Origin of the sequence: Serratia proteamaculans (genome assembly GCF_004684015.1) — a bacterium.
Lineage (GTDB): Bacteria > Pseudomonadota > Gammaproteobacteria > Enterobacterales > Enterobacteriaceae > Serratia > Serratia proteamaculans_F.
On record NZ_SRIA01000016.1, the window covers coordinates 50,025 to 67,565 of the forward strand.

At 55.3% G+C, this 17,541-nt stretch carries 19 protein-coding genes; 6 read left to right on the forward strand and 13 right to left on the reverse strand.

The genetic code is table 11. From position 1 onward, the window contains the following. Positions 1-75: 75 nt before the first annotated feature. From dapA to E5C26_RS11295, 5 genes are all read right to left on the reverse strand, one after another. Entirely contained in the window at positions 76-960 is an 885-nt protein-coding gene (gene dapA / locus E5C26_RS11275; RefSeq protein ID WP_135316373.1) for a 4-hydroxy-tetrahydrodipicolinate synthase, read from the reverse strand. A 201-nt stretch (positions 961-1,161) separates the two neighbouring features. Further along, positions 1,162-1,428, reverse strand: coding sequence for a DUF3811 domain-containing protein (locus E5C26_RS11280; protein ID WP_012144954.1), 267 nt, complete (start codon positions 1,426-1,428; stop codon positions 1,162-1,164). Positions 1,429-1,519: 91 nt separating this feature from the next. Continuing rightward, the gene (locus E5C26_RS11285) at positions 1,520-2,185 is read right to left on the reverse strand and encodes an HD domain-containing protein (RefSeq protein ID WP_135316374.1); all 666 of its coding nucleotides are present in this window, start codon (positions 2,183-2,185) and stop codon (positions 1,520-1,522) included. 322 nt (positions 2,186-2,507) lie between these two features. Beyond that, the gene (locus tag E5C26_RS11290; RefSeq protein ID WP_026142356.1) at positions 2,508-2,777 is read right to left on the reverse strand and encodes a hypothetical protein; all 270 of its coding nucleotides are present in this window, start codon (positions 2,775-2,777) and stop codon (positions 2,508-2,510) included. Positions 2,778-2,890: 113 nt separating this feature from the next. Next, entirely contained in the window at positions 2,891-3,268 is a 378-nt protein-coding gene (locus E5C26_RS11295) for a RidA family protein (RefSeq protein WP_135316375.1), read from the reverse strand. A gap of 144 nt (positions 3,269-3,412) precedes the next feature. Here E5C26_RS11295 and E5C26_RS11300 point away from each other — a divergent pair, with 144 nt between their 5' ends. Further along, positions 3,413-4,267: an aminoglycoside phosphotransferase family protein gene (locus tag E5C26_RS11300; protein WP_135316376.1), complete on the forward strand. Its 855-nt coding sequence runs from the start codon at positions 3,413-3,415 to the stop codon at positions 4,265-4,267. Here the strand turns inward: E5C26_RS11300 and E5C26_RS11305 are convergent. Both E5C26_RS11305 and E5C26_RS11310 read right to left on the reverse strand, forming a co-directional pair. After that, positions 4,232-4,735, reverse strand: coding sequence for a cupin domain-containing protein (locus tag E5C26_RS11305; protein ID WP_135316377.1), 504 nt, complete (start codon positions 4,733-4,735; stop codon positions 4,232-4,234). The genes E5C26_RS11300 and E5C26_RS11305 overlap by 36 nt on opposite strands. Before the next feature lie 47 nt (positions 4,736-4,782). Continuing rightward, entirely contained in the window at positions 4,783-5,262 is a 480-nt protein-coding gene (locus tag E5C26_RS11310; RefSeq protein WP_135316378.1) for an MEKHLA domain-containing protein, read from the reverse strand. Positions 5,263-5,398: 136 nt separating this feature from the next. Here E5C26_RS11310 and E5C26_RS11315 point away from each other — a divergent pair, with 136 nt between their 5' ends. Together E5C26_RS11315 and E5C26_RS11320 are read left to right on the forward strand one after the other, a co-directional pair. Continuing rightward, positions 5,399-6,268: an AraC family transcriptional regulator gene (locus E5C26_RS11315; protein ID WP_240775971.1), complete on the forward strand. Its 870-nt coding sequence runs from the start codon at positions 5,399-5,401 to the stop codon at positions 6,266-6,268. Between the two features lie 49 nt (positions 6,269-6,317). Next, on the forward strand, positions 6,318-6,752 hold the full coding sequence (locus E5C26_RS11320) for a DUF2000 domain-containing protein (RefSeq protein WP_135316379.1): 435 nt from the start codon (positions 6,318-6,320) through the stop codon (positions 6,750-6,752). Here the strand turns inward: E5C26_RS11320 and E5C26_RS11325 are convergent. Continuing rightward, entirely contained in the window at positions 6,736-7,929 is a 1,194-nt protein-coding gene (locus tag E5C26_RS11325; protein ID WP_135316380.1) for a benzoate/H(+) symporter BenE family transporter, read from the reverse strand. The genes E5C26_RS11320 and E5C26_RS11325 overlap by 17 nt on opposite strands. A 113-nt stretch (positions 7,930-8,042) precedes the next feature. On the opposite strand from E5C26_RS11325, the gene E5C26_RS11330 reads away from it, so the two are divergent. Together E5C26_RS11330 and E5C26_RS11335 are read left to right on the forward strand one after the other, a co-directional pair. Further along, a complete protein-coding gene (locus tag E5C26_RS11330; RefSeq protein WP_135316381.1) occupies positions 8,043-8,606 on the forward strand; it encodes a helix-turn-helix domain-containing protein in 564 nt (187 codons plus the stop codon). Between the two features lie 164 nt (positions 8,607-8,770). Further along, a complete protein-coding gene (locus E5C26_RS11335) occupies positions 8,771-10,861 on the forward strand; it encodes a prolyl oligopeptidase family serine peptidase (RefSeq protein ID WP_135316382.1) in 2,091 nt (696 codons plus the stop codon). 195 nt (positions 10,862-11,056) lie between these two features. On the opposite strand, the gene dtpA is transcribed toward E5C26_RS11335, so the two are convergent. The 5 genes from dtpA to rsxD form a co-directional block, all read right to left on the reverse strand. Continuing rightward, on the reverse strand, positions 11,057-12,577 hold the full coding sequence (gene dtpA, locus E5C26_RS11340) for a dipeptide/tripeptide permease DtpA (RefSeq protein WP_135316383.1): 1,521 nt from the start codon (positions 12,575-12,577) through the stop codon (positions 11,057-11,059). 599 nt (positions 12,578-13,176) lie between these two features. Next, complete coding sequence (nth, locus tag E5C26_RS11345) at positions 13,177-13,818, reverse strand: endonuclease III (protein ID WP_135316384.1); 642 nt, start codon at positions 13,816-13,818, stop codon at positions 13,177-13,179. Further along, entirely contained in the window at positions 13,818-14,516 is a 699-nt protein-coding gene (locus tag E5C26_RS11350; RefSeq protein WP_135316385.1) for an electron transport complex subunit E, read from the reverse strand. Before E5C26_RS11350 ends, nth begins: the two co-directional genes overlap by 1 nt. Next, positions 14,513-15,142, reverse strand: coding sequence for an electron transport complex subunit RsxG (gene rsxG, locus E5C26_RS11355; protein WP_135316386.1), 630 nt, complete (start codon positions 15,140-15,142; stop codon positions 14,513-14,515). Before rsxG ends, E5C26_RS11350 begins: the two co-directional genes overlap by 4 nt. A gap of 9 nt (positions 15,143-15,151) precedes the next feature. Beyond that, on the reverse strand, positions 15,152-16,237 hold the full coding sequence (gene rsxD / locus E5C26_RS11360; RefSeq protein ID WP_135316387.1) for an electron transport complex subunit RsxD: 1,086 nt from the start codon (positions 16,235-16,237) through the stop codon (positions 15,152-15,154). Positions 16,238-16,617: 380 nt separating this feature from the next. On the opposite strand from rsxD, the gene E5C26_RS11365 reads away from it, so the two are divergent. Beyond that, the gene (locus E5C26_RS11365; protein ID WP_135316388.1) at positions 16,618-17,511 is read left to right on the forward strand and encodes a helix-turn-helix domain-containing protein; all 894 of its coding nucleotides are present in this window, start codon (positions 16,618-16,620) and stop codon (positions 17,509-17,511) included. Positions 17,512-17,541 lie beyond the last annotated feature (30 nt).

The window sequence follows — 17,541 nt, forward strand, 5'->3', positions numbered from 1 at the left end:
TGATGAGTGACAAGCATGCTTAACCTCTGATCCTAGCCCTATAGTGTTAAAATTACAGCGGGTTAATCAACAAATTTAATTTATCAGCTCGGCTTGCGGCTGCAACTGCGCCAGCGTTGCCGCAATTTGCTGTTGCAATGCCTGTGGCACGGCTTGCATTGGCGAACGCAATTCGTTACCGATCAGCCCTTGCTGCGCCAGTGCGGCTTTAACCGGCGCGGGGTTAGGGAAGCTGAACATCTGGTGGATCATCGGCAGCAGGGCATAGAAGTTTGCACGGGCGGCAACCAAATCACCTTCCGCCACCTGTTGCACCAGTTGTACAAAGCGTTCTGGATGAATGTGTGCGGAAGCCGAGATTGCGCCGGTGCCCCCCAGGCACAGCGTGGTGAGGATCAGATTATCTTCACCGGTCAGCACGTCGATTTCACCGTCATCAATCAGCGCCATCATGGTGTCAGGATTGCCGCTACATTCTTTGATCGCTTTCACTTGCGGATGACGAGCTATCTGGCGCAGGGTGGCCAGTTCGATAGTGATGCCGGTACGTTGCGGAATGTTATACAGGATCACCGGCACGCTCGAAGCATCGGCAAGCTGGGTGAAGTAGTCCACCAGGCCGCATTGCGACGGGCGAATATAATAGGGTGCCGGAATTAATACGCCGGCAATATCACGCAGTTGGATAGCCTGCTGCATTTGCAAGGTGTCTATCATGTTATTGCCGGACAGGCCCATCACCACCTGATGAGCCGGGGTGACGGCCAGCACCGCGTCGAGCACGGCCAACTGTTCGTCCTGGCTTAACGCGGCCGCCTCACCGGTAGTGCCGCAGACCACTAATCCATCGACGCCGGAGGCAATAAGATGCTGAGCCAACCTCTGAGTGGCTGGCAGGTCGACAGCGTGATGATTAAATGGGGTAACCAGCGCAACCCAAATACCGGAAAATGAGGCCATAGTAAGTTCCTTCAGTGCGAGCAATAAGAAGCCAGATAAGAAAACAAGCGAGGGACGATGCGCTGATAATGAATATTCTGCATGGGCCTGTCAATTTACAACCGCTTGATAACACGGTTATTCATGATTAAGCAGCACGGATGAGTTTGGCTAATAAAATGGGGGAAATAAAAAACCCCGCCTTGGCAGGGTTTTCGGCGGTTAACGAGGACGGCGGGTACTGTTGATCGAGGCCGTCCAGTTGAAGGTTTCGCCAGTGGGTTGAATGCGATTGGCTTTACGTTCGGCTCGGGTGGCCTTTTCAATTTTCGCACGGGCGGCGGTAATACGCGCCACCACTTCGTCCTTGATCTTGTTATTCTCGGCATTGGTTAAGGCTCTACCGAGGTTTTTGCGTGCCTTGTCCAGCTCGGTTTTTACTTCACGTTGCTCGCTTTCCGTCATGTCTTTCAGCGTCAGTTTTTTCATTGTTATAGCCTGGTCAGTGAAGATGTCAGCCAGTGTACCGCAATTAGCCGGCCGAAGATGCTGCTGCGTATCGGAAATGCCGAAACGGGGTTCACATCTCTTCTTGCAGTTCGTCGAGAAAACGGCGCATTCGTTCGGTGCGCTGCAGGGCCATTTTTTTGCCGGTTGCGGTTTGGAAACCTTCCTGCAGCTTGAACAGCTTGGTTTCGAAGTGGTCCAGACAGAAATGCTTGTCGTCGTATTGGCGTTGTTGCGCCAGGGGATCGGCGGCATCGTATAATGCGCTGCGCATGCGTCCGCCAATATAGAAACAACGAGCTACGCCAATCATGCCGATGGCATCCAGGCGATCGGCGTCCTGCAGAATTTTGGCTTCCAGCGTTTCCGGGGTAAGGGCGGCGGAGAAACTGTGAGCTTCAATGGCATGGGCGGTTCCAGCGATATCCTGTGGCTCCCAACCCAGTTGTGTCAGCATCAGCGTGGCTTTTTCCGCCGCCATGCGGGAAGCCATGTGGCGCTGCGGTGAGTTCTTCTCCACGGCGACACAGTCATGCAGCAGCACCGCGGCACAAAGGATACGGCGGTCGCCACCTTCGTGCTTGCTGATATTGCGAGTGTTCTTCCAAACACGGTGCAAATGAGCCACGTCGTGAGAGCCGTCATCGGAAGCGAGTGTCAGAGGCAACAAGGCTTGTGCCAGTTCCTGATAGGGTGAGAAGGGTTGCAACAAGGTCTGCGCCAGGGTTGAAGAATGCACGTTTTTATCCTTGTGGTCGAAAAAACTTAAATAATAGCGGCCGTTGATGAGGGGGTTATGACAATGCAAAAAAACATTGTTTACTCTATTGCAACAGACTATTGCCGTAATCGCGGTTTTTATACCGGAATAAGCAACCTAGAATGTTCTTATTCCGGTCACCCCCGCTTGGTGTAAGCCTGTGTCCGTGGGGCGTGGCCGGAATATTCTGCTTATGCTACCGGAGAAACCCCATGCCAACGAATCTTGAAATTGTACGCGCTACCATCATCAAGTTTGTGCAAATCGTTGACAGCGCAAAAGTGCTGGAAGCCATGCAAGGCTAAAGGCCGCTGTGTTTGCCAAATTTACGGTCGTACTCCCGTCGGTAACCGCGCGCCTTGTTGCGATCGCGGATCCACAAATACCCGCATACCAGCGCGACGGCGCCTGAAAAGGTTATGTTGCGCATATCACGGTCATAAAAATACACCAGCACGGCGTCCGTCGCCGCGATAAAGGCAATCCACTTGTACATATGGGATTGTCGTCGCGTGGCGGCGTTGAGGCGCTTTAACTGTCTGGCTTCGTGCATAACCGGCTTTTGCTGCATAACTTCTCGTCGGTAATAAATTTCTTAGTGGTAAATTAGCAGAAGTTTCCTGTTGGTGGTAAAGACAAACGTGCGCCGGGTCGGTTTTTATAGGGGGCGTTTAGCTGTCAATCTCATAACGCCACTATGGCCTCGATCTCCACGCTGACCTGCGGTGAGAACAGGGCGCTGACCGCAACCAGCGAGCAGGCCGGCAACGCGCCATCAAAGTAGTCAAACAATACCGGTCGTATGGCAGACAGATCGCCGATATCGGTTAAAAATACCGTGATTTTAATCAGCGCTTTTAGATTGGTTCCCTCGTCGGCGGTGATGGTCGCCAATTGTTCTAAAATAGCCTGGGTCTGTTGTTGGGTACTTTGCCCTTGCGCTTCGGTGGCAAATGCCGTCAGGCCGGAAACGTACAACGTATCACCATGCTGCACGGCGTGAACATAGGGGCCGCCTGGTGTGGGCAACTGTGGATAATTAATGCGTTTTAATGATGTCATGGTAAAAAACCCCGAGAGATTAATTAAAAAAATAGACAAACTTGGCTAGGATGGAACGATGAACATCGGAAGTACGCTGAGATTTATTGTTCTCTAATAATATCACTAACATTCATTTCTAACTGTGAAGGACGTTTCAGGGTAATGAATAAGGCTTTAATTCCCTATATGCAACGCTGGCAGTTGCAGCCCGATGGCCAGGCATTTGAAACTCACAGCAGCCTGCTGATGCCGGTACGCTATCAGGGGGCCGCCGCCATGTTGAAAGTTGCCCGCGAGCAGGAAGAAAAGTTCGGTGGGCTGTTGATGTGCTGGTGGCAGGGCGAGGGCGCGGCGCGAGTGCTGGCCTGGCATGAGGACGGCATTTTGTTAGAGCGTGCGCAAGGCCGCCTCTCGCTGGCGCAGATGGTACGCGATGGCGAAGATCGACAGGCCACGGCGATTTTGTGCCAGGTGGTTGCTCACCTGCATGCGCCACGTGCCGAGCCTTTGCCGGAGCTTATTCCTCTGCACCAGTGGTTCAACTCACTGTGGCCGGCGGCGCAGGCGCATGGCGGCATGTTGCGTCTCAGTGCCACCGTCGCGGCTGAGCTACTGACCAGCCCACGTGAACAGACGGTACTGCACGGCGATATTCACCATGACAACGTGCTGGACTTCGCTGAGCGCGGCTGGTTGGCGATTGATCCCAAGCGTCTGTATGGCGAGCGTGCTTTCGATTACGCCAATATCTTCTGCAATCCCAACTACGGTATCGCCACCGATCCTGATATTTTCCTTTGCCGGGTCGATCAGGTCTGCCGGTTGGCCGGACTTGATCGCCAGCGGCTGCTGCAGTGGATCCTCGCCTGGGCCGGATTGTCCGCGGCCTGGTTCATGGAAGACGGCGAGGCAGCGGATATCGATTTTCGTGTCGCAGAGCAGGCCGCCCGTGCGTTGGGGCTTTCACTACCTGAAGGAGATTCAGGGTTCGTCCTGCCAATAATCGAGCGAGGCTGAAGGGCGTTGCATATAGCGCACCGGCTCACCATTATCGCCCAATGCCGCCGCCAGAAACTTGCCTGAGTCCGGATATTCCACCAGTTCGGGCATTTCACGGGTGCTGATGGAAAGATATTTCAACGGTGCGTCCGATGTATTGATGATCTGATGCGGGTATTCCGGCCCCGGTGGGATAAAAATAACGTCGCCACTTTTGATAGGCAGTCGCTCTCCGGCAACCCGCAGGGTACCGGTTCCCTCCAGCACGATAAACATTTCTTCCTGCGCATAGTGGAAGTGATAAGGGCAAGAACGCATGCCCGGCGCCACGACGTCTATGGAAGCACCTAGCTTGCCGGCGGCGGTGCCGGTCCCCAAACGGGCACCAAGGCTGTCGTACAGCGGCGGGCGGGCGTCGTGTGTTTTTTCAATCTGTTCGTAGTTACGGATCAAACGCTGGGCTAGCAGCGTGGCTTGTTCATTCATTGTTACCCTCGTGACATTGTAACTTAATCAGTGACGCGTACCTGCCATTATCGATTTGCATGTTCCTGATGGCCATACCAACCCGGCCGGCGCTTGGGCTGTGGCCAGAACAGCGCGGCCTGGCCTCCGCCTGGGATCTGCCACACCTCGCAGTCATAAATGGTGAAGGTGTCGCCGAATTTATCGACGCGCAGGCCGCGATATCCCTGCGCGATGCCTTGCTCAGTGACCTTATCCAGCAATTGCTGGCGTTCTGCACGGTCTGCCGGAGAAGCGCTCAAGCGGGAAGGCAGCGCGATAAACTCATCGAAGGAATAACCAAAGCACTGCTGTGCACAGTGGTTGGCATAAATAAACACCGGATCGCCGCCGCCGGTGTGGGCCAGCAGGCTGTAGGGCGCTTGTTGATGCAGCCAGGACCCTCGTTCGCCGACAGCGGCCTGTGGGCCGGGCAATCCGTCACCTGTCCAGTGGCGGTACGCGGCGTCTATCTGTTGAATCAGGTCAATCTGCGCAGAAGATGGCATAGAAACTCCCTTAACGATCCCTGGAGGGCAACGTTCGTCCCTCTCTCAGTTAAGCAGAAGATCGCCAAAGGGGAAAATGACGTCGGTAACTCTGGCGCGCACATTTGTTCCAGACGGCTGGGGAGACATCTGCTATATGAAAGGTTGGCTTAACGAAAATAGGGCGGCGATGAGCAGCTGGATCGAATTAAAGAAAGACCGGCCGACCGGCATAGAGTTGATCCGCGCCCATTTTGGCGGGCATGCGCATGCCTATGACCCCCACTGGCATGATGATTACCTGGTGGGGGTCACCGAGCAGGGCGTGCAACAGTTCCACTGCCGAAGTCAGCGTCATCGCAGTACGCCGGGCCAGGTGTTTTTGCTCGAGCCGGGGGAGTTGCATGACGGTGATGCGCCGGCAGAAGAAGGTTTCACCTACCAGATGCTGTACCTCAATCCGCAATGGCTGGATCTGCAGCTACGCCAGTTATTTGCCGAGGTGCCTGACAGCTTCCGCCTCAGTTTCGCTGCCACACTGTCTGACGACCGGCTACTGGCGCAGGTGACGATGCGGGCTTTCTCGCAGTTACAGCAACAGGCTGAAGGCGAATTACAGCGTCAATTTGCGTTGGATAACCTGCTGTGCGGCCTGACCCGGCACGTGCATTGGCGGCGATCCTTGCCGAGTGAAACCTCCGGCTATCAGGCGCGGTGCATCCGTGATTATCTGCATGCCAATAGCCATCAGGATATTCGTATGGAAACGCTGACGGCGTTAACCGGGCTGGATCGGTTCCGACTGACCCGCCTGTTCCGCCAGACTTTTGGTTTGCCGCCCCATGCCTATTTGGTTCAGCTTAGGTTGGCGCAGGCGCGGCGGTTGTTAGCCACAGGGGCAAAGCCGATTGACGTGGCGGCACAACTGGGTTTTGCCGATCAAAGCCACCTGGGCCGCTGGTTCCAGCGCGCCTATCGTCTGACCCCGGCGCATTACCGTAGACTGTGCACAAATCTTCCAGATTAAGCCATCGCGGCTGGGTATCCTGCAGGCTGACTTATCGACAGGAAACCCAATGATGGAAGAGATCTCCCCAGGAATGATTAGCGCCGAGCGCTGTGTGATTGTGATTAATCAGGATTTGCCGCTGGGTAATATTGCCAATGCGGCAGCGGTATTGGCGTTAACGCTGGGGCAACGCCATCCGATGCTGGTGGGCGAGGTGTTGGCGGACAGCCAGGGGCAATGTTGGCCGGGGTTAATCCCGATAGGCATCAGCGTGCTGGCGGCCAGTGAGGAGCAGTTGGGCGCTCTGTTGCAACAGCCGCGTGCAGCGGAAGTGGACCGGATCCTGTTCCCGGTTGATGGCCAGCAAACCACCAATTATGCCCAATTCCGCGCCAGCGTCGCCAACCGACCAAGTTCCGAATGGCGTTTATTGGGTATCGCGTTGGCCGGTGAGAAGAAAACCGTGCGTAAGTTGACGGCTAAACTCAATCTGTTGACTTAGCTGGCCGCGGCGGTAACGACAGGATGATATGGGCAATTGCGCCGCCAATAATCCCCCAAAATGCAGAGCCGACGCCGAGCAGCGTCACGCCGGACGCGGTGATCAAAAAGGCGATCAGTGCGGCGTCGCGTTGCTTTTCATCCTGCAATGCGCGTTGCAAACTGCCGGCGATGGTGCCCAACAGGGCCAGCCCGGCAATGGTGTGGATCAGGGCCACGGGCAAGGCGCTGAACAACATACCGATAACGCCGCCAAACAGGCCGGCCAACAGATAAAACACCCCGGCGGCGACGGCTGCCATGTAGCGGTGCTGTGGATTGGGATGCACGTCCGGCCCCATACAAATGGCGGCAGTAATGGCGGCAATACACACCGAAAACCCACCGAAGGGGGCCAGCAGCAGTGCGGTCAACGCCGTCCAGCTAATTAACGGTGAGGTAGGGACGTGGTAGCCGGCCGCCTTTAGCGTGGCAATACCGGGGGCGTTTTGTGACGCCATGGTGACCACAAAGAACGGCACGCCAATCCCCAGCAGTGTCGCCCCGCTAAAATGCGGCATAATAAATTCCGGCATGGCGAACGCCAGCGGCTGTTGTGAAAGATGAATGTTGCCTTGCAGCGCCGCAATTGCCAGCCCGGCCAGCAGCGTCAGTACAATCGCATAACGCGTCAGATAACGCCGCGTCACCAGATACACCAGCCCCATCCCGGCGCTGAGTACAAAATTGACCTGTAGTGAGGCAAATGCATCCAGCCCAAAGCGCAACAGGATCCCCGCCAACATCGCCGCCGAAATAGCCTGCGGAATATAATCCATCAGTCGGGCGAACAGCCCGGTCACGCCGCACAGCAAGATCAGCCCGGAGGCAAAGATAAACACGCCAATCGCTTCGTTAATCGGCGTGCCGGGCAGGCTGGTGACCAGCAGCGCTGCGCCGGGGGTCGACCAGGCGGTCAGAACCGGCGTGCGGTAATACAGCGAAAGCCCGAGCGAGGTAATGCCCATTCCCAGCCCCAACATGCTCAGCCAGCCGCCGATCTGCAAGGGGGTAGCGCCGGCAGCGGCAGCCGCCTGGAAGATAATGGCAGCCGAACTGGTATAGCCGACCAATACCGCAACAAACCCGGCCATAACGGCAGGCAGAGACAGATGACGCAGAGAGATGGCAGGGCGCATGGCACACTCCGACAAAGGTTGTGCGTTATAACGCACGATAAGCGGCGAGCATAGCACCGTGCGTTATAGCGCACAAGTGGCTATAATCAGCCGCTACATCAGGGGAGAAAAACATGCAGCAACTGTCTGGCCATCTGGCACAAACGCTTCGTTCACTACGCAGCCAGCGCGGCTGGAGCCTGGCGCAGGCGGCTGAAAATACCGGCGTCAGCAAAGCGATGCTGGGGCAGATCGAACGGGGGGAATCCAGCCCGACGGTGGCAACCTTGTGGAAAATCGCTACTGGTTTTAACGTGGCTTTTTCTGCCTTTCTGGAAATCTCGCCACTGCAACAGCAAGCCACGTTACATCGCTATGGCGATGCTCCGGTGTTCAATCAAGGCAACGCCGACATGCGGGTGGTGCCGCTGTTTCCGTTCGACCGGCAACTGGGTTTTGATATGTTCGTTATCGATCTGGCGCCGGGGGCGCTCAGCGAGTCTTCGGCCCATGAGCCCGGAGTGATTGAGCACGTGATTGTCATCAGCGGTGAGCTTGAACTGGCGGTTGACGGCCACTGGCACCACCTGAGCTGCGGTGAGGCGATGCGTTTTCAGGCTGACCGGCCCCACGCTTACCGTAATACCAGTCAACAGACGGTGCGCATTCACGATCTGATCCACTATCCTAAATTTTGACTCAACGGTGTGGGCGCAGGCTTTGACTCGGCCTCGCCAAACGCCTACTTTATTGAAAATGATTCGTATTAACTGTCAAAGGGAGTTTGATTTTGCCCATCAACCACAGTAACCGCCGCCAGTTTCTTAAACTCAGCGCACAAACCGCAGGAGCCGTATTCGCGATGACTTCATTACCTAACAGTATCCGCCTGGCGATGGCGGCAGAAGGCGGCACCAGCGCCACCGATGAATTTTTATGGCTGGAAGAGCTGCAGGGCAAGGCCGCACAGGCGTGGATCAAACAGGAAAATCAGCGCACCACCGCGCGTTTTGCCCAGGGCGAAGCCTTCCAGCGGGTGGAAAAACAGGTGCTGGATATTCTCAATAAAGAGAGCCAAATTCCGTGGGTCGCCAAACGCGGCGATTACTATTACAACTTCTGGCAGGATCAAACCAATCCACGTGGCTTATGGCGACGCACTACCTTGCAGGAATACCGCAAGGCCAAGCCGGTTTGGGAAACGGTGCTGGATATTGACGCTCTGGGCAAGGCGGAGGGCAAAGACTGGGTATTCCACGGCTCGCAGTCGCTGGCACCGGAATACCGTTACTGCCTGCTGGAACTGTCGCCGGACGGCGGTGATGCCACCGAAATCCGTGAGTTTGATCTGGTCAGCAAAGAGTTTGTCAAAGACGGCTTTGTGCTGCCGGTAGCGAAAAGCCAGGCCTCGTGGATTGATAAGGACACGCTGTTTATCGCCACTGATTTCGGTGCAGGCTCGATGACTCAGTCCGGCTATGCACGCATTGCCAAACGCTGGCGGCGCGGTACACCGCTGAGTGCCGCTCAGACGCTGTATGAGGCGCAACCGCAGGATATGACGGTGTTTGCTTACCACGACCAGACACCGGGGTTTGAACGGAACTACGTGGGCCGCAGTCTGGACTTCTACCGCCGTGAAACCTATCTGCTCAATGAGCAAGATCAACAGGTCAAAATCGACATTCCCGCCGATGCCGAGTTCAACACGCACCGCGAGTGGATATTGATTAAACCGAGCAGCGACTGGGAAGTGGGCGGAACGCGTTATCCTTCAGGCTCACTGCTGGCGGCCCATTTCGACGATTACCTGGCGGGCAAGCGTGAGTTGACGGTGTTATTCACCCCAACGGCACAGGTGGCGCTGAGCGGCTATAGCGGCACGCGTGACCACCTGATCCTCAGCATCATGGACAACGTGGTCAATCGACTGGAAGTACTGACACCGCAGGGTAAAACCTGGCAGCGCAAGCCACTGGGCAAACCGGGGGCCATCAGCACCATTTCCGCCGGCGGCGTCGATGACGAAACCAACGATTATTTCCTGACGATCAGCGGATTCCTGCAACCGACTTCGCTGTATCTGGGCAACCTCGACGGCGGTGAGGAGGAACTGCTCAAGCAGGGGCCACAGGACTTTGACGCCAGCGGCTATCAGGTCAGCCAGCATTTCACCAAGTCTAAAGACGGCACGCGGGTGCCGTATTTCCAAATTTCAGCCAAGGGCATCAAGCTGGACGGCAGTAACCCAACCTTGCTGTATGGCTATGGCGGGTTCGAAGTGTCGCTATTGCCGGGTTACATGGGGGCAAAAGCACCGGCCTGGCTGGAACGCGGTGGGGTGTATGTGGTGGCGAACATTCGTGGCGGCGGCGAGTATGGCCCGGCCTGGCACCAGGCGGCGTTAAAGCAAAACCGGCATCGCGCCTATGAGGACTTTGCCGCAGTGGCTGAAGATTTGATTGCGCGAAAAGTGACGTCGTCACAACATCTCGGGGCGCGCGGCGGCAGTAACGGCGGCTTGCTGGTGGGCAATATGCTGACGTTATACCCGCAGCTTTTCGGTTGCATCGTCTGTGAGGTGCCGTTGCTGGATATGCAGCGTTATACCCAACTTTCTGCCGGTGCTTCCTGGATTGCCGAATATGGCGACCCCGCCAAAGCGGAAGAGTGGGCCTACATCAAAACCTTCTCGCCGTATCACAATATTAAAGCGGGGGTGAAGTATCCGCCGGTGTTGTTCTACACCGCCACCAGTGACGATCGGGTCAACCCGTCGCACGCCCGTAAAATGGCGGCACGCATGCAGCAGATGGGCTACTCCCAGGCCTACTTCTATGAAAATACCGAAGGCGGGCACAGCGCCGCGGCGGACAAGAAACAGGCCGCATTCCACGGCGCACTGGTCAGTGAATTTATGTGGGTTAATCTGAACGCTAAACCAACAGCCTGATGACATAAAAAAGCCGGGGCAAATTAATGCCCCGGCTTTAGGTTGCTGACAAACCCGCACAAGGGCTGAACCGGTAGGGGTCGAACATGTTCGACCCGATTTAACCCATTGATTATGCTATAGGGCGCAGCATGCAGCGCCCCTACCACTAAACAACAAAGCTCTTTGTCATCAGTCTGAAATCTTTGTCAGCGATCAGTTGGTAGCAGCGGCCGCCTGAGCTTTCTTCTCGGTATCTTCTGCGGTGTCCAGCGTCATGCGATACAGCTTCGGCGCGGTCAGCATCATCAGAATGGCGATGACAGCGGTGGCGATACCGATTTGCATAAACACATGGCTGTAGATAGCCAGAGAAGCGTGCGCATCGTTGATGTTGGCAGGCACGGCCGTCAGGCCAGCGACCTTACCGGCAATCAGCGCGGCAGCGGCAGTGGTCAGGAACCAGGAGCCCATGATAAAGCCCATCAGGCGTTGCGGCACCAGTTGAGCGACCATGGCCAGGCCCAGGCCGGAAATCATCAGTTCGCCGATACTCTGCAGCGCATAGCTCAGGATCAACCAGTTAACCGAAACGATACCCTGTTCATTGGCGAAGCTGGCACCCCACGGCAACACCAGGAACGCACCGGAGCACAGGATCATACCGAAGGCAAACTTGTGCGGCATCGGCAGACGGTCACCCATCTTGTTATACAGAGCTGCCAGAATCGGGCTGGCCAGCATGATCCAGAATGGGTTCAGTGCCTGATACTGCTCAGGTTCGAACGCCAGACCCAGGATATTGTGCTCAACGTTATGGATAGCGAAGAAGTTCAACGAGGTTGGCATCTGGGCGTACAGCACGAAGAACACTACCGCTTCCAGCATCAGCAGGAAGGCAACAATCATCTTGCGGCGTGCCGCACCGTGTAGGGCAAAGGCTTCTTTAGCGAATACGATCACGATACCGATGGAGATCAGCGCCAGCGCCCAGCGAGCAACCACCTGGTTGTGCAGCAGCCAGCTTGAAATGGCGACCAGCGCAACCACGCCAACCAGCACCATCAGCAGTTTCTGCATGTGCAGGGGTTTGAAGTCAGGCTTGGAACCGTGGTTCTTCACCCACTTGTGACACACCATAAAGTTAACCAGGGTGATCAGCATACCTACCACGCTCAGTGAGAACGCGACGCTCCAGCCATATTTCACTGCCAGCCACGGGGTGGCCAACATCGACAGGAAAGAACCGATATTGACGGACATATAGTACATGGTGAATGCACCGTCCAAACGCGGATCGTCTTTCTCGTAGCAGGTTGACAGCAGAGAGGATGGGTTGGCTTTGAACAGGCCGCTACCTACGGCGATGGTCGCCATACCCAGGTACACCCAGAAAATCTCATGGCCGGAGTAGGCCACCATGGCATAGCCGACGGCCAGCACCAGTGCACCCAGCACGATCACACGCTTGGAACCCAGCACTTTGTCCCCAAGCCAGCCGCCGATGGCAACGAAGCCATACACCAGCGCACTGAAGGAGGAGAACAGGGTGATCGAGTCGGCTTCACTCAGACCCAGCATCTTGACCAGATAAACCGCCATGATGCCTTGCAGGCCGTAATAACCAAAACGTTCCCAGAGTTCGATGGAGAAGATCAGGTAAAACGCTTTAGGCTGTTTGAAGGCGTTGAGACTCACGCTTTCAGGATGTTCGCTGTTGTTGTTTGCAGTTGACACTGGTACCTCTGATTTTTCACTGCCCCGACTCAGAAAGACGGGAAATTGCAAAAGGTGATGCAGGACTGCATCCTTCTGCGTTGTTATAGGATGGGATGACGGCGGTTAATGTTCACTATCTTTGTCAACGAGGCAAGGCGTTTGTCATATCCTGTTACATATAACGCTCGCGAAGTGAAACGACCATGTTGCAAATGTTATGCAGCATTAACTTTCGACTTTGTTTGCTTTGCCGAGCTTTTGTTTTGATTAAAAGCTATACGGAATTTAAACAGTGATATATTCTGCTGCATTGTCTTTTGATGGTTCATATCAATAGGTGTGGTGAATAATCCATTGGAATGTTGTGCATATGGCGGTTTTTGTAAAATTTTAGAAATTTGGGAAAACGGCTCTGGCGGTTGTGACGACAATGTGATCGTCAAAACGTGAGACTTGCCGCAATTTTTGACTAATTTTTCGCTTGAAAATAAGCGGGAAGTGAGTTTTTCACTTAAATCCGTGGAAACACCAGGGTTACTGCTGCTTGATATCACATTTCCGATAAAAACCAGGTCAGTGGCGGGAGCTGAAAGGGGCGATGAGTGCGCCCCTCGAGATCAGGCGTCGGGATACACTTTCTCTTTAAACTCGCAGAGGTCTTCAATCATGCAGGAGCCGCAGCGGGGTTTACGTGCGATGCAGGTATAGCGCCCGTGCAGGATCAACCAGTGGTGGCAATCAACCTTGAACTCGGCCGGCACCACCTTGAGCAGCTTCTCCTCAACCAGATCGACATTTTTGCCTGGCGCGAAATTAGTACGGTTACAGACGCGGAAGATATGGGTATCGACGGCAATGGTCGGCCAGCCAAAGGCGGTATTGAGTACCACGTTGGCGGTTTTGCGGCCGACGCCCGGCAGAGCCTCCAGCGCCGCACGATCTTCCGGTACCTCGCCGCCGTGCAATTCCAGCAGCATGCGGCAGGTTTTGATCACGTTTTCGGCCTTGCTGTTAAACAGGCCGATGGTCTTGATATAGCCCTTAACCCCGTCGACGCCCAGAGCCAGCATGGCGGCCGGCGTATTGGCCACCGGATAAAGCTTGGCGGTGGCCTTGTTGACGCTGACGTCGGTCGCCTGCGCGGACAGCAGCACGGCAATCAGCAGCTCAAACGGCGTGGTGTACACCAACTCGGTGGTTGGGTGTGGATCGTTGTCGCGTAGTCGGGTAAGAATTTCCAGCCGTTTTTGCTTATTCATTATGCTTTCTCTGCCTGTCCTTGTCCCTGCGCCGGTTCGGCCAGTAATGCCTTGGCCGTCCGCGCCTTCATCCTTTCGTCAATCAGGTATTTTACCGCCAACAACAGGCCCAGGCCAATGAAGGCCCCCGGTGGCAGCATCGCCAGCAGGAACGGGCTGTCGAAGTGAACCACCTCAATCCGCAGTACCTTGGCCCAACTGCCCAGCAGCATATCGGCCCCGTCAAACAGGGTACCGTTACCCAGCAGCTCACGCATCGCACCCAGCGTCACCATCACGCCGGTAGCGCCCAGGCCAATCGCCAGCCCGTCCAGTGCGGACAGACCGACCGGTTTTTTAGAGGCTACCGCTTCGGCGCGGCCGACCACGATGCAGTTGGTGACGATCAATGGGATAAAGATGCCCAGCGACTGGTAAAGGCCGAAGGCATAGGCATTGATCAGCATTTGCACAATGCTCACCGCGGCAGCGATGATCATTACGTAAATCGGGATACGCACTTCATTCGGTACCCAGCGGCGCACTGCGGATATCGAGGTGTTGGTCAGTATCAGTACCAGCGTGGTCGCCAGCCCCAGCCCGAGGGCGTTGGTGACAGTAGAGGTCACGGCTAACAGCGGACACATCCCCAGCAATTGCACCAGCGCGGAGTTGTTCTTCCACAGCCCCTGGACAATCAGATCTTTGGCTTCACTCATTCGCTGGCTCCACAGGCAGGTAAGCTATCAAGTTTAGGCGGCAGCGTTTCCATATACAACGCCGTGCGTCGAACGGCATTGACCACTGCACGCGGTGTGATGGTGGCGCCGGTGAATTGATCGAACTTACCGCCGTCTTTCTTCACCGCCCAGCGTTTGTCGTCCGGGCCATCAATTTTTTTACCGCTGAAGAACAGGATCCAGTTCGAAATACGCAGTTCAATTTTATCGCCCAGGCCAGGGGTTTCATGATGTGCCACCACACGGGTGCCCAGCACGTTACCGCTGAAATCAGCACCGACCAGCAGTTGAATGGCACCGGAATAGCCGTCCGGCGCGGTGGTTTCCAGCGCGGCCGCCGTCGGCTGACCATTTTTGCGCGCCAGATACAGGCGATGCGGAGCATCGTTGCCCAACGCCGGATTGCTGACCAGGTAACACTCGGTCTGCATGTTGTTGTCGTAGTGTTCCGGCGGCACCACTTGATCCAGCAGCGACTTTTGTTGCAGCGCCGCCTGGTGGGCAATGGTTTTCTGCGTCAGGCTATGCACCACCGCAGTCAGGCCGGTGGTCACTGCGGCAAACACGGCAAGCGTGGTGCCATGCTTTCTCATTGAATTTAGCATCATGGCTCCTTAGCGATGGCCGTACACGCGGGGCTGCGTGTAGTGATCGATCAGCGGAACGGTAATGTTGGCCAGCAACACCGCGAAGGCGACGCCATCCGGATAACCGCCGTAAACGCGGATAAGCCACACCAGAACACCGACCAAGGCGCCGTAAATCAGGCGGCCTTTCGGCGTGGTAGACGCACTGACCGGGTCGGTGGCGATAAAGAATGCGCCCAGCATGCTGGCACCGGAGAACAGATGGATCAGCGGCGAGGCCTGCTGCGCCGGGTCAAGCCACCAGGCCAAACCGGAGCACAGGGCAATAGCCGCCAGCATGCTGAACGGGATCTGCCAGTGGATCAGACGGCGGGCCAGCATAAACAGGCCACCGGCCAGGAAGCCGAGATTAACCCATTGCCAGCCGATGCCGGCCAACGCGCCACCAAACAGCGGCTGTTGCAGCACCTGTTCAACGCTATGACCGCTGCGCAGGCCGGTTTTGAACCCATCCAGTGGGGTGGCCTGGCTGATGCCGTCGATACCCATTTGCAGTTCGTGGATAGTGGCACCCTGCGTCGTGTGACCACTGAAAATAGCCAGCAGGGTATCCTGGAACGACAGCGCGGTAGCCCGCAGTTCATCTGGCGGTAACCAACTGGTCATCTGTACCGGGAAGGCGATCAGCAGCACCACATAACCGACCATGGCCGGATTGAACGGGTTCTGTCCGAGGCCGCCATACAGCTGTTTGGCAATCACAATGGCAAAGAAGGTACCGATGACGATCATCCACCAGGGGGCCAGCGGTGGCAGACTGATGCCCAGCAACAGGGCCGTCAGCAGGGCGGAGTTATCCGCCAGCCGGGTGCGCACCGGCAATTTGCGCAGGGAAAGGATGATGCCTTCCGCCAGCAGGGCGACGATCATCGCCAGTGCGGTCTGGACCAGCGTGCCATAGCCAAAAAACCATACCTGCGCAGCGATACCGGGAATACAGGCCAACATTACCCACAGCATGATACGGCTGGTGCTTTGCTGGTTATGGGTGAAGGGGGAACTGGCGATGTGCAAGCCTTTGGCGGCTGTGGGTTGTACCGGCCTGAACTTCATAGAGAACTACACCTATCTTTGCCGGACATCGGCAGGTTCAACGCGCCGCTCAGCGCAGACGCAGGAAAAATTATAGCGCTGTATTCTACCTGAATCACCCTGAGGGTAATACGTCTTAATTGTAGGGCTATTAGCCTTTTAGCACGGCATGTACGCCGAAATTTCTCAGACCTATGGCGCGATCGGATTTTTCTTGGTTATATATTCGGGTTAGGTTGGTAGTGCAAGAACGAAACTGCCGGTCTTAATGGCCGATGACAGGCGATAACCTCTGGATTAGCATGGTGTTTTTGGTTCGTTTTTTCGCACAAAATAACAACTTTTACATAATCTATGTGGGTTATTATCCCGAGTATTATTAAGTTAGTGAATGTAAATTAATGACAAATGAAGATGTATTTTTTATTGAAGAGCTAATTGAGTGGGTTGAGATACATCTGGAGAAACGGCCTAACCTGGACGAAGTCGCGCGCATTTCCGGCTATTCCAAATGGCACCTGCAGCGCAAGTTCAAACGCATTACCGGTATACAGCTTGCCACCTATATTCGTTCACGCATTCTGACTCGTGCCGCAGTGGCTTTACGTATTACCCATCGCTCTATTATCGATATATCAGATGAACTGGGCTTCGACTCCCAACAAACCTTTACCCGCATGTTCAAACAGCGTTTTGAAACCACGCCCAATCGTTACCGTTCGATGGAACGCTGGGACGTGAAGAACCTGATGCCACGTTTTAGTTTTGATGCCAACTTTGCGGCTGATTTCTACCCAGAAGTGAAGCGTCTGACGTTGCCGGATATGCAGCTTGTGGGATACTCGCGCCAGCTGGATTTCGCAGGAGAGAACGGCATAGAACATTCGTCCTGTATGGCGATGAAGGATGAAATTTTCACCGATTTTTTCCGCGGATTAAGCGTGGAGTGCCGCCGGGTGTACAGCATCCATTCCGTCCGTAATCGGGGGGAAGGCGAGTGCTCGGCTACCCATATCATGGCGGTAGAGCCTGAAAACAAAAAGGATATTCTGTCAGGCTACCAGATCGACCATATTCCTATTGCCGGGCGTGAATATATCTCTATCAACCATCAGGGGAGCGCCATGGAATGCTCCAAATTCTTTGCTTATCTGATTACCCACGTAATGCCAGGGTTGCGCCATGAGGTGAAGGGCAGTGTGGAGATGGAGATTATTCAAACCAAGGAATGGAATCAGGACTCGAAGATGCGTCAGATTGACGTTGATTATACCTATCTGATTTCTATCGATTAAAAGGCGCCTTGCGTTCTGCAAGGCGCTTTT